Here is a 12,327-nt window from a genome sequence, read left to right on the forward strand (position 1 = left end):
TTCGGGTTTCCTATCTCGGGTGGTGGGTGCGGACGGCGGCCAGGTCCTCGGCGGTGAGGCCCGCGCCCCAGTCATGGCCCTTGTTTTCCTCGGGGATGGCGCAGCGTTCGCCTTCGGCATCGAAGGGCTCCCACTCCAGTGCGCCGCTGTCCAGGTCGTCGATGAAGCCGCGCAGCCAGCGGGCCTCGGTCACGGACAGGTCGTGGACGTAGTCGATGGCCACCCAGTAACGCCGGGGGACCTGGCGGTTGCTCGCCCACTCGCGCAGCGCCTCGAGTTCGGTGATCCGGCTCTCGATCCAGGCGATCCGTTCGCGTAGCACGGCGGCGACTTCGCCCGCGGGCAAATTGTGTGCCTCGGCCAGCGCGACCGGAAAGATCGGATACTCCTTCACCGGCTGCCGCAGTAATTCCGAGATGCGGGCCCGCAGTGCCGCGCGGCCGGCCGTGCGGATCCGGTAGGTGGTGCGTTCGGGCCGGTTGCCGGCGCGATCGGTGCCCTCGGCCAGGACCAGTTCCTGCTCGGCCAGCCGGGCCACGGTGTGGTAGAGCGAGCCGGGCTTGATCTTCACCAGCTCGTCCTCATGGCGGCTGATCAGGAGCTGATACATCTCGTACGGGTGCATGGGCCGTTCTTCGAGCAGCGCGAGCACCGCGATCGCCAAGGGCGTCAACGCTGGTATCGCCTGCCGTTTCGTCACCGGTCCTCCGTTCTCGTCACCGACGCTAGCGTCGGTCACCGACATCCTCCGTATCAAATATTCCACGTGGAATATACGACGCGGAACATGCTGAGAGCAACCCCGCCCCCACCACCCGCCCCTCTCTGTGATGACCATCACGGCTTCGGTGAAATGCCTTGTCGCAGACCATTTCCCGACAGGCCGCAAGTAATTCCGGCCGGTAGCATCAACTTTCGTTACGGAAGTAGCAGAAAGAGGTACACGCAATGTCCGATCAGGAATCGACCCAGGACACCGCCGCCACCGAGGGCATCGCAGCCATGATGGCGGTCTGGGACCTCAAGGGCGCCAACGATTCCGCCAAGGATGAAGCGGACGCGCAGGACAAGTAAGCGCTCTGGCAACGGAAAGCAGCGAGCCCCGGCGCTGAAAGCGCCGGGGCTCGTGTTTATTCATACGTAACAACTGATTTCGGGAGGCGAGGGTAACTCCCCGGGCACCCCTGAAATCGGCTGGGCACGTGACCGCCGGCACGCATGCACGGCGGTCAACGGCTCCTAGCCGGGCGCTAAAGTCCCGGGGAGGCGGTAAAAGCCTCGTCGAGGATCTCCTGCTGCTCGACCGCGTGCACCTTGGACGAACCCGAGGACGGGGCCGACATGGCGCGGCGCGAGATACGGCGCAGCTTGCCGAAGCGGGCGGGCAGGATCTCCGGCAGGTTCAGGCCGAAGAACGGCCACGCACCCTGGTTGGCCGGCTCCTCCTGGACCCACGCCAGATCGGCGGCGTTGGGGTACTGCTCCAGCGCCTCGTTCAGGCGGAACTTCGGAATCGGGTACAGCTGCTCGACGCGCACGATGGCCACGTCGTCGCGGTTGTTCTTCTTCTTCTCGGCCACCAGCTCGTAGTAGATCTTGCCGGAGGTGAGCAGCACGCGCTTGACCTTGGCGCGGTCGCCGTCGCCCGACTCGTAGGTGGGCTCCTCGAGCACGGTGCGGAACTTGTTGTCCGTGAAGTCCTCGACCTCGGAGATCACGGCCTTGTTGCGCAGCATGGACTTCGGGGTGAAGACCACCAGCGGGCGGCGGATGCCGTCCAGGGCATGGCGGCGCAGCAGGTGGAAGTAATTCGACGGGGTGGACGGGACCGCCACCGTCATCGAACCCTCGGCACACAGCTGCAGGAAGCGCTCGATACGACCCGAGGTGTGGTCCGGGCCCTGGCCCTCGTGACCGTGCGGCAGCAGCAGCACGACCTCGGAGAGCTGACCCCACTTGGCCTCACCGGAGGAGATGAACTCGTCGATGATCGACTGCGCGCCGTTGACGAAGTCACCGAACTGCGCCTCCCACAGGACGAGTGCGTCCGGGTTGCCCAGCGAGTAGCCGTACTCGAAACCGACAGCGGCGTACTCGGACAGCGCCGAGTCGTGCACCGCGAACCAGCCCGGGTTCTTCGACCCGATGTTGTGCAGCGGGGTGTACTCGTCACCGCTCTTGCGGTCGATGATCACCGAGTGCCGCTGCGAGAAGGTGCCGCGGCGGGAGTCCTGACCGGTCAGGCGGACGGCCTTGCCCTCGTCGATGAGCGTGCCGAAGGCCAGCAGCTCGGCCATGGCCCAGTCGACCTTGCCCTCGTAGGCCATCTCGCGGCGCTTCTCCATCACCGGCTTGACGCGCGGGTGCACGCTGAAACCCTCGGGCACGTTCACGAACGCGTCGCCGATGCGCTGCAGCACCGTCTTGTCCACGGAGGTCACCAGGTTCGGCGGCAGCTGCTGCTCGTCTTCGACCGACTCCGACGGCCCCGGCGGGAACTTCTCCAGCTCACGCACCTCGTTGAAGATCCGCTCCAGCTGACCCTGGTAGTCACGCAGGGCGTCTTCGGCTTCCTTCATGGAGATGTCGCCACGGCCGATCAGGCTCTCGGTGTACGCCTTGCGGACCGAGCGCTTGGTGTCGATCACGTCGTACATGCCCGGCTGGGTCATCGACGGGTCGTCGCCCTCGTTGTGGCCGCGACGGCGGTAGCAGATCATGTCGATCACCACGTCGCGGTTGAACTTCTGCCGGTAGTCGACGGCCAGCTTGGCCACCCACACACAGGCTTCCGGGTCGTCGCCGTTCACGTGGAAGATCGGGGCGCCGATGAACTTCGCGATGTCGGTGGAGTATTCGGTGGAACGCGAGTACTCGGGCGCGGTGGTGAAGCCGATCTGGTTGTTCACCACGATGTGCACGGTGCCACCGGTGCGGTAGCCGCGCAGACCCGACAGGTTCAGGGTCTCGGCCACCACGCCCTGGCCGGCGAAGGCCGCGTCACCGTGCAGCATCAGCGGCACGACCGAGAACGACCGCGCCTCTTCACCCTTGGTGACGATGTCTTCCTTGGTGAGCAGGTCCTGCTTGGCGCGGACCAGACCCTCCAGCACCGGGTCGACGGCCTCGAGGTGCGAGGGGTTGGCGGTCAGCGAGACCTCGATCTCGTTGTCGCCGAACATCTGCAGGTAGGTGCCGCGCGCGCCGAGGTGGTACTTCACGTCGCCGGAGCCGTGGGTGGCGGCCGGGTTCATGTTGCCCTCGAACTCGGTGAAGATCTTCGAGTAGGGCTTGCCGACGATATTGGCCAGCACGTTCAGGCGGCCGCGGTGCGGCATACCGATGATGACCTCGTCGAGGGCGTACTCGGCGCACTGGTCGATCACGGCGTCCATCATCGGGATGACCGACTCGGCGCCTTCCAGCGAGAAGCGCTTCTGGCCCACGTACTTGGTCTGCAGGAAGGTCTCGAACGCCTCGGCCGCATTGAGCCGGGACATGATGTACTTCTGCTCGGCCACAGTGGGTTTCGCGTGCTTCTGCTCCACGCGTTCCTGAATCCACTTGAGCTGCTCGGGATCCAGGATGTGGGTGTACTCCACACCCACGTGGCGGGCGTAGGCGTCGCGCAGGATGGACAGCACGTCGCGCAGCTTCATGCGCTCCTGGCCGTGGAAGCCCGCGACATTGAATTCGCGGTCCAGGTCCCACAGGGTCAGCCCGTGCTGGGTGACATCCAGGTCGGGGTGCGAGCGGAACTTGTCCTTCACCAGCCGCAGCGGGTCGGTGTCGGCCATCAGGTGGCCGCGGCTGCGGTAGGCGTTGATCATCTCCTGCACGCGGGTCGACTTGTCGATGCCGCGTTCCTGAATGTCCTTGCGCCAGCGCACCGGCTCGTAGGGGACACCCATGCCGTGGAAGATCTCGTCGTAGAACTCGTCGGAGATCAGCAGGTTGTGGACCGTCCGCAGGAAGTCGCCGGACTCCGCGCCCTGGATGATGCGGTGGTCGTAGGTGGAGGTAAGGGTCATCAGCTTGCCGATACCCATCTCCGCGAGCTGCTGGTCGCTCATGCCCTGGAACTCGGCCGGGTACTCCATGGCGCCCGCGCCGATGATCGCGCCCTGGCCCAGCATGAGGCGCGGTACCGAGTGGTTGGTGCCGATGGTGCCGGGGTTGGTCAGCGAGATGGTGACACCGGTCATGTCGTCGTTGGTCAGCTTGCCGTCACGGGCGCGGCGCACGACGTCCTCGTACGCGCTGTGGAACTGCGCGAAGGTCATGCCCTCGGCGTTCTTGATGGCCGCGACCGCCAGCGCACGGCTGCCGTCCTTGCCCGGAAGGTCGATGGCCAGACCGAGATTGGTGTGCGCGGGGGTGACCGCGTTCGGCTTCCCGTCGACCTCGGCGAAGTGCCGGTTCATGTTCGGGAAGGCCTTGATGGCCTGCACGATGGCGTAACCCAGCAGGTGGGTGAAGGAGATCTTGCCACCGCGGGTACGGGCCAGGTGGTTGTTGATGACCAGGCGGTTGTCGATCATCAGCTTGGCCGGGATGGCACGCACCGAGGTCGCGGTGGGGACGGCCAGCGACGCCGACATGTTCTTGACGACGGCCGCGGCGGGACCGCGCAGCACCTTGGTCTCGTCCTCGGCGGTGGGCTTGGGGCCGCCCGAGGTCGGGGCCGCGTTGGAGCTGGGGGCGGGGGTGGTCTGGGGAGTGCGCACCTGGGCGGGGGCCGGAGCCGGGGCGGGGGCGGCCGGGGCGGGGGCGGCCGGGGCGGGGGTGGCGACGGGGGTGGAATTCACGGCGGGGGCGCTCTGGGCGGGTCCGGGGGCAGTAGGCACTGCGGCGGGTGCCGGAGCGACGGCGGCGGCCGCCTGGCTGTTGTTACCAATCTCGGCAGTGTTCTCCGGCGTGTAGTCCGCCAGGAACTCGTGCCAGCTCTCATCGACGGACGAGGGGTCTTGCTTGTACTTCTGGTACATCTCGTCGACAAGCCACTGGTTCTGTCCGAACTGGTCTGTTGAGCTGCTCACAGCAGGTGTTCGCCTCATTTCGTTCTTCGCGCTGCGACGTTTGTGACGTGCCCGGCACGGGTAATCGGCGGATGCGCGCCGATGCGCCCCCACTGAGGATATGCCCACCCCTGTTCGCCGTCGGGCATGGCTACCACCGAGCGGACACATTCTCTGATGACGACTCGTCTTCGCCCGAGAATATTCCTTCCGTCGCCTGCGCCGCAGCCCACAAGCGCGAGTACGGGCCCTGTGCCGCGAGGAGTTCGTCGTGGCCGCCGATTTCGCTGATCCGGCCGTGCTGCACGACGGCGATCCGATCGGCCTGGGCGGCGGTCGCCAGCCGGTGCGCGACGATGACCGAGGTGCGGCCGCGCGTCACCGATTCGTTCGCGACCAGCACCGATGCCTCGGCGGCCGGATCCAGCACGGCCGTGGCCTCGTCGAGCAGCAGCAGATCGGGGCGGACCAGTTCGGCGCGGGCCAGGGCGATGAGCTGCCGCTGACCGGCGGAGAGCCCGCGTCCGCGTTCGCCGACCGGCTGCCGCATGCCCTGAGGCAGGGCGGTGATGGTGTCCAGCGCCCCGACTGCCGCGGCGGCCGCCTCGATTTCCCCGGGACTCGCAAAAGGTTTGCCAAATGCAATGTTGCTGGCGATGTCGCCGGTGAACAGGTGAGCTTCCTGAGGGACCACGCCGAGCCGCGAGCGGAACTCGGCGAGCCGATAGTCGCGAATATCCACGCCGTCCACGCGAATTGCGCCGGCGCCTTCCGGATCATGGCCGATGTCATGCATATCCGCTATGGAGAACGGCGTAACACTGCCGGAAAGTTCGTGATTCCCGTCACCCGCTGTCCGGGCTGTGTGGTCACCCGGTGTCAGGGGCATGTCATAGAGCCGGGCGAGCAGCTTCACGATGGTCGACTTGCCCGCGCCGGTCTCGCCGACCAGCGCCAGGCTGCCGCCCGCCGGGATGGTCAAGCTGACGCCCTCGAGCGCGGGCCGCACCGCGCCCGGGTACTGGAAGCGGACATTGTCGAAGACGACCTCCCCGCGCAGCCGCCCGTCGATGGGCGCCGCGTCCGCGGGATCCGGCGCGATGGAGGACCGGGTCCGCAGCAGTTCCCCGATGCGCCGCAACCCGACTCGTGCCTGCTGATACCCGTCGAACAGCTGCGAGAGCTGCATGATCGGCCCGAACAGCAGCTGCAGGTAGAGCACGAACGCCACCAGCGTGCCCGGCGTGGTGGACCCGTGCGCGACCGCCCACGCCCCGGTGAAGACCACCGACGCCAGCGCCAGATCCGCCCACATGCCGACGAAGGCGAAGAAGGTGGCGATGGCCCGCTGGGCCCGCATGCGGCTGACCCGGAAATTGTCGGAGTACCCCGCGAACCGGCGCGCGGAGATGGCCTCGTGCCGATTGGCCTGCACCACCCGCAGACCCGCGACATTCTCGGCGAAGTCGGCGTTCACGGTGGCCGAATGTTCGCGCGCCGCACTGTAGGCGGAATCGGAGACCTTGCGGAACCACCAGGTGGCCAGGAGCAGCGGCGGCAGCGTCACGAACACGACCAGCGCCAGCTGGAAGTCGATCACCAGCAGTGCCACCGCGATGCCGGCCACCGTCAGCAGCGCGACGAGCGCGTCCGGCAGTCCGGTCTGCATGAAGGTGGACAGGGCGTCGATGTCGGTCGTCATCCGGGTCATGATGCGGCCGGACAGTTCTCGCTCGTAGAAGTCGAGCCCGAGCCGCTGCAGGTGGGCATAGCTGCGGACCCGCAGCCCGAAGAGCACGCGCTCGCCGGCCCGGTTGCTCCACAGCAGTGAGGTCGAGGCGACCAGCCAGCCGAGCGCGACCAGCACGGCTCCGATCACGGTGGCCTGCACCAGCGCCCAGCCGTCGTGCTTGCCGACGCCCGAGTCCACCGCGTACCGCACCACGGATGGGAAGCCCACGCCCACCACCGCGTTCAGCGCGAGCAGCACCATGGTGCCGGCGACCAGCCACTTCACCAGCCGCAGCGCATGACTCAGCCGGAAGCCCGGGTCGGGCCGGCGCAGCTCGGCCGCGTCCAGCCCCGGCCGCTCGGTGGCCGGGGGCAGCTTCCCCAGCACCCGCCGCACCTCCGCCGGGGTGTCCGGATCGACCGAGTGCCGGCCTCCGGCAGCCGTTTCCGCGATCACGTCCCGTGCGTCCGCAATCACCGATACCTGCTCGTCGCCGGATTCCGGTGCGGGCAGCCGGATCACGCGGTCGGCGTGGGCGAGGGTGGATTCGCGGTGGGCCAGGATGAGGGTGGTGCGTGCGGAATCGGCGGGGAGGGAGGCGAAGATGGCGGCCTCGGTGACGGCGTCCACCGCGGAGGTGGCGTCGTCGAGGACCAGGATGCGCGGGTCGGCGAGCAGGGCGCGGGCCAGCGCGATGCGCTGGCGCTGACCGCCTGAGAGGGTCAGGCCGCGTTCGCCGACCACGGTCTCGTAGCCGTCGGGCAGGGCGTTGATGAAGTCGTCGGCCGCGGCCTGTTTGGCGGCGGCCTGGATCTCCGCCTCGGTGGATTCGGGCCGGCCCAGGGCGATATTGGCGGCGATGGTGTCCGAGAGCAGGAAAGCCTCGTCGAAGACCACGCCGACCGCCGAGCGCAGGTCGGCGGCGCGCAGGTCGGCGATGTCGGCGCGGGAGTCCTTGCCGTACAGGGTGATCCGGCCGGAGCCGGGGGAGTAGAAGCGGGGCAGCAGCAGGCTCAGGGTGGATTTGCCCGAGCCCGCCGGGCCGATGACGGCCACCGTCTCGCCGGGTGCGATGTTCAGTGTGAAGTCGCGCAGCACGGGCCGGCCGGGCTCGAAACCGAAGGTGAGATCGTCGATTTCGATGCCGAGCGGTCCCTCGGGCACCTCCACCGGGTGTTCCGGATCGATGCGTTCGGGGGCGCTGTCGATGACCTGGTTCACGCGTTCGGCCGCCGCGCGCGTCAGCTGCGCCATGACCACCACGTACGACACGATCCGGGTGGAGTTGGTCATCGTCGACACGTAAGCGACGAAGGCCAGGAAGGTGCCGAGCCCGATGCTGCCGTGGAAGGCGAGCAGCCCGCCCGCCGCGATCACCGCGACCAGACCGGCCTGCGGAATCGATCCCAGGGTGGGGCTGAAGCGGGCATCGATATGGGCGGCGCGCATGCGCTCCGAGTACAGCGTGCGGCCGTGCTGCTCGAGCACGTCGACCATGCGGGCCTCCTGCCCGAAGCCCTTCACCACGCGCACGCCGGTGACGGTCTCCTCGACGTGCTGGGCCAGGTCGGCGGCGCGCTGCTGCGCGGACCAGGTGGCCGCGTACAACCGCGGCCGCACCCGGTAGACCACCAGCGCCAGCACCGGCACCACCAGCAGCGCGGCCAGGGCCAGTGGCGGCGAGAGCCACAGCATGACGCCCGCGGCCAGCACGAATTGCAGTGCCGCCACCGCGGACCAGGGGCCCATGGCCAGCAGGCCCTGCACCAGGGTCAGGTCGCTGATCGAGCGCGAGATGACCTGCCCCGTGCGCAGCCCGTCTTGTCCGGGCCCGTCCAGCCGTTGCAGCGCGGACAGCAGATCCACGCGCAGTTCGTGCTGGACGTCGAGGGCGAGCCGCCCAGCTAGCATGCGCCGCCCGAAGGAGGCGAGGAAGCGGCCGACCGCGAGCACGCCCAGCGCCACGGCCATGGCCGCGATGATGCCGGTGTTCCCGGCGGTCGCGCCGTCGAGGGCACGCTTGGCCAGCAGCGGGCCGGTCACCTCCACGATCGCGCCGAGCACGATGGCCAGCCCCAGCCCGGACAGCATCCACGGGTGCCCGGCGCACCGTTCCCACAACCTGCGCAGCCAGCCGCGCACCCTGTCCACATCCTTCGAAGTCATCCCGGAGAACAACCGTCTCCCCACCCCCACTTTGTTCCCGTCGTCGTGCCGCCCAGTCCAGTGTGCCGGGACGGTGGCTTGTGCGGCGCGGCACGCCGTGGTCGGCTGGATGGTCACGGTCCTTCGAAACGGAGTCGCCCCCATGCCGATTCAGCGTCTCAATCACGCCGTCCTGTTCGTCTCCGACCTGGAGCGCTCGGTCGCCTTCTACAGCGAGGTGCTGGGCTTTCGTCGCCTGCCCGGCGGATTTCCGGGCGGGGCGTTCCTGCAGGCGGCCGGGTCTGCCAACGACCACGACCTGGGCCTGTTCCAGTCGCCGGACCCGTCGGTCCCGCACCGTACCGGCCGGGTCGGCCTCTATCACCTGGCCTGGGAGGTGGACACGCTGAACGAACTGCAGCGGGTGCGTGACGCCCTGGTCGCGGCGGGCGCGCTCACCGGGGCTTCCGACCACGCCTCCACCAAGGCCCTCTACGCCGCCGACCCCGACGGCATCGAATTCGAGGTCTGCTGGCTGGTTCCCGACGCCGCGGTGGGAGCGGAGCTGGCCGCCATGACCGCGCCGAGCCTCCCGCTGGATCTGCCGGGCCTCATCGCGAAGTACGGTGCGGACACTCCCGGCGGTCCGCGCACCGATCACGAGGTGTGGCGGCGGTTGTTCTCCGGCCGCGCCTGATCAGAGGTCGCGGCGGGTGAGCATCCACCAGGCGCCCGCACCCGCCGCGGCGCTCCACAGCACCAGCAGCGCCATGGCGGCCGGGGTCGGTGCGATGAGCGCGCTCTTGGCGTAACGGCCGCCGCTGATCGCCCCGACCGTCGAGGACACCGGCAGGATGGCCGCCAGCCCGCCGAATCCGATGGCGCGCGCGGTGATCCAGATCAGCGGCTCCAGCACGGCCCAGCCCAGCACGGCGGCCAGCGCCCGGGTGGGCGAGCGCAGCAGGGCGCCGATCGCGGTGCCGATCACCGCCCAGCACACCGCGGCCAGCGCCACCCCGATCAGCACGCCGAAGAAGCCGCCGTCCATGGGCACCCGGGAGCCGCCGGCCAGCCGCATGGCGGCCCCGCCGAGCACCTCCATCAGCAGCACGGTGCCGAGCGAGAACGCCCCCGCCACCGCGAGTTTCGCGCCGAGCAGCAGGGTGCGGTCGGGGGTGTACAGCGAGCTCATCGCCAGCGATCCGGACTGGAAATCCGTGCCGGCGCCCAGCGCCCCGAAGGTGGCCGCCGCCGCGACCGTGAGGACCAGCACCCAGGTGGTCAGCAGCGCCGCCCAGCCGGATCCGGAACTGAAGCCCTGCGCATGCTGGTCGCCGGGCTGGAATCCGGTGCCCAGCCCCACGAACGCGATCACGCCCGCCACGACGACCCCGCCGCCGATCAGCCAGTTCGACCGCACCGAAGTCACCTTCCGCACTTCGGAATTCGCGGCCCTGACCACCACCGGCGGCACAGTGAGGATCATCGAATGTCCTTTCGTGGGAGGTCGTCGACCCCGCGCAGGTGGGTGGCCGCGATGAGGCGGGCGCGGCCTGGTCGCCGATGGCCGGAATCCACAGCGGTGGCGGGAAACCCGGCCGGGGCTGTACCGGGCCGGCGGGCATGGCGTCCGCCGTTGGGTCGACGCCCGTGATGCTCGCCCGTCCGGTGTGCCGACCGGCGGCGGATTTCGTTGTGGCGCAATGACTTCACCGGTAGGTCCGGTGGGCGGCCGGGCTCGGGTACACGGGGGACGGGGGTCCGCTGTGGGTGAGGGCGGCCAGGACCTGGTCAGGATGAATGTGTTCGGGGGTGATCTCGGTGAGCTGGACGCGGGCCGTGGAGGCGGCCGATTCCAGTTGCGAGAGCGAGGCTTCCGCGATGGCGAGGCGGCCGTCGGGCCGCATGACCGCGTCGGTGAAGCCCTGCGCGGCCAGGGTGGTGGCCAGCGCGATCGGGCTGGAGGCCTTCACCAGCAGCCGGTCCGGGTGGCTGCGGCGCAGCCGGGCCGGGCTGCCCTGGTAGGCGATGCGGCCGCGGTCCAGCACGAGGAGCTCGTCGGCGATGGGCAGCACGGTGCTGAGCATGCGGGAGGTGAGCAGCACGGTGCCGCCGCGGCGGGCGTGGCCGCGCAGATAGTCGTTGAGCCAAGCGGTCTCCCCGATATCGAGCCCGGCGGCCGGATCGTCGAGCACCAGCAGCGGCGGATCGCCGAGCAGCGCGACGGCCAGCGCCAGCCGGGTCCGCATGCCCTCCGGCAGGCCGCCGATGCGCTGGTCGGCGGCCTCGGTGAGCCGCACCAGCGCCAGCAGTTCCTCCGCCCGGGCATCGGAAACGCCTGCGGCGGAGGCGTAGACGCGCAGCTGGGCGAACACCCGGCGGGCCGGGTGCAGGCCGCGCGGATTCAGCATGGCGCCCACCACCTGTCGTCCGGCCCGCACGCCGGAGCCGGGTCCGCCCACGCTCGCGGTGCCGGAGGTGGGGGTGAGCAGTCCGAGCAGCATCCGCAGCACCGTGGACTTGCCCGCGCCGTGCGGGCCCACCAGGGCGGCCACCTTGCCGGCGGGCACCACGAAGCTCACGTCCTCGACCGCGGTGACGCTCTCGAAGGTCTTGGTCAGGCCCCCGGCGGCGAAGGCGAGCGGCCGGGCGCTCACGGCTGCCAGGTCCGGGTCGGCGCCTCCACCGCGGGCAGCGGATCGGCGTCGATGACCAGGGGCTGGGGCCAGGTCAGCGGCGGCGCGCCGAACGCCCTGCGGGCATTGTCGACCACGCCGCGCCCGATCGCCCGGTTGCCGAATCCGCCGATGGCCGCGCCGATTCCGGCCGGAATCACCTTGCCGACCATGAGCGCGCCGCGTTTGGCGATGAACTGGATCACGAACCGTTTGAGCAGCGAATCGTTCATGGCGCTCAGGCCCGGGATCTTGCCCGCCAGCAGCCCGCCCCAGTTCGCGGCGGAGTGCCCGACGCTCTTCTGCACGATCTCCATGCCGCTCTCGCCGAGCACCACGGCCAGCACCAGGGCGCGGCGGCGCTCCTTGTCCTCGGGCGCGACTCCGTGCACGGCCGCCACCGCCAGGGTGAACACCGCGGACGCCTCCAGGAAGAAGGCGGTCTCCGCGCTCATGGCCGCCAGCGACGCCACCGTCCCGACGCCCGGCACCGCCGCGGTCGCGCCGACCGCCGTGCCGGAGGTGGTCACGGTATTGAGGTAGAGCTTCTCGATGCGGGCGATGATCTGCCCGGGCGTCTCACCCGGATGCGCATCCCGCAGCTTGCCCACGTATTTCGTGACAGCCGGGGCCTGTACCTGGGACCCGTTGTCGAGCAGCGAGACGACCGCTTTTTCGAGCCCGGTCTTGAACATCGACGACAACCCCTTCTTCGTGCGGTCCTCCAGACCGAAACTCTATGGCACCTCGACAACGA

8 protein-coding genes are annotated in these 12,327 nt (G+C 69.3%); 2 read left to right on the top strand and 6 right to left on the bottom strand.

Annotated features, from left to right (window positions below; translation table 11 throughout):
- Nucleotides 1-10: 10 nt before the first annotated feature.
- Nucleotides 11-739 (bottom strand): PadR family transcriptional regulator, encoded by a 729-nt coding sequence (locus tag ABZV44_RS09480; RefSeq protein WP_354833791.1) that lies wholly within the window; start codon nt 737-739, stop codon nt 11-13.
- 209 nt (nt 740-948) lie between these two features.
- Between ABZV44_RS09480 and ABZV44_RS09485 the strand changes: the two genes are divergently transcribed.
- Nucleotides 949-1,074, top strand: coding sequence for a hypothetical protein (locus ABZV44_RS09485; protein ID WP_354833793.1), 126 nt, complete (start codon nt 949-951; stop codon nt 1,072-1,074).
- 176 nt (nt 1,075-1,250) lie between these two features.
- On the opposite strand, the gene ABZV44_RS09490 is transcribed toward ABZV44_RS09485, so the two are convergent.
- Together ABZV44_RS09490 and ABZV44_RS09495 are read right to left on the bottom strand one after the other, a co-directional pair.
- Nucleotides 1,251-5,057, bottom strand: a complete 3,807-nt coding sequence (locus tag ABZV44_RS09490; RefSeq protein ID WP_354833795.1) for a multifunctional oxoglutarate decarboxylase/oxoglutarate dehydrogenase thiamine pyrophosphate-binding subunit/dihydrolipoyllysine-residue succinyltransferase subunit — start codon at nt 5,055-5,057, stop codon at nt 1,251-1,253.
- Nucleotides 5,058-5,169: 112 nt separating this feature from the next.
- On the bottom strand, nt 5,170-8,916 hold the full coding sequence (locus ABZV44_RS09495) for an ABC transporter ATP-binding protein (RefSeq protein WP_354833797.1): 3,747 nt from the start codon (nt 8,914-8,916) through the stop codon (nt 5,170-5,172).
- Nucleotides 8,917-9,058: 142 nt separating this feature from the next.
- On the opposite strand from ABZV44_RS09495, the gene ABZV44_RS09500 reads away from it, so the two are divergent.
- The gene (locus ABZV44_RS09500; RefSeq protein ID WP_354833799.1) at nt 9,059-9,592 is read left to right on the top strand and encodes a VOC family protein; all 534 of its coding nucleotides are present in this window, start codon (nt 9,059-9,061) and stop codon (nt 9,590-9,592) included.
- On the opposite strand, the gene ABZV44_RS09505 is transcribed toward ABZV44_RS09500, so the two are convergent.
- The 3 genes from ABZV44_RS09505 to ABZV44_RS09515 form a co-directional block, all read right to left on the bottom strand.
- Nucleotides 9,593-10,381 (bottom strand): hypothetical protein, encoded by a 789-nt coding sequence (locus ABZV44_RS09505; RefSeq protein ID WP_354833801.1) that lies wholly within the window; start codon nt 10,379-10,381, stop codon nt 9,593-9,595. It abuts the gene before it with no gap.
- A 223-nt stretch (nt 10,382-10,604) separates the two neighbouring features.
- Nucleotides 10,605-11,552, bottom strand: a complete 948-nt coding sequence (locus ABZV44_RS09510; RefSeq protein ID WP_354833803.1) for an ABC transporter ATP-binding protein — start codon at nt 11,550-11,552, stop codon at nt 10,605-10,607.
- On the bottom strand, nt 11,549-12,265 hold the full coding sequence (locus ABZV44_RS09515; protein ID WP_354833804.1) for a hypothetical protein: 717 nt from the start codon (nt 12,263-12,265) through the stop codon (nt 11,549-11,551). Before ABZV44_RS09515 ends, ABZV44_RS09510 begins: the two co-directional genes overlap by 4 nt.
- Nucleotides 12,266-12,327 lie beyond the last annotated feature (62 nt).

Source organism: Nocardia sp. NPDC004860, assembly GCF_040609015.1.
Taxonomy (GTDB): Bacteria; Actinomycetota; Actinomycetes; order Mycobacteriales; family Mycobacteriaceae; genus Nocardia.

Bases quoted from the DNA above. Each gene is read 5' to 3' on its own strand.
- ABZV44_RS09500 (WP_354833799.1), top strand. From the start codon at position 9,059: ATGCCGATTCAGCGTCTCAATCACGCCGTCCTGTTCGTCTCCGACCTG.
- ABZV44_RS09495 (WP_354833797.1), bottom strand. From the start codon at position 8,916: ATGACTTCGAAGGATGTGGACAGGGTGCGCGGCTGGCTGCGCAGGTTG.
- ABZV44_RS09485 (WP_354833793.1), top strand. From the start codon at position 949: ATGTCCGATCAGGAATCGACCCAGGACACCGCCGCCACCGAGGGCATC.
- ABZV44_RS09505 (WP_354833801.1), bottom strand. From the start codon at position 10,381: ATGATCCTCACTGTGCCGCCGGTGGTGGTCAGGGCCGCGAATTCCGAA.
- ABZV44_RS09490 (WP_354833795.1), bottom strand. From the start codon at position 5,057: ATGAGGCGAACACCTGCTGTGAGCAGCTCAACAGACCAGTTCGGACAG.
- ABZV44_RS09515 (WP_354833804.1), bottom strand. From the start codon at position 12,265: ATGTTCAAGACCGGGCTCGAAAAAGCGGTCGTCTCGCTGCTCGACAAC.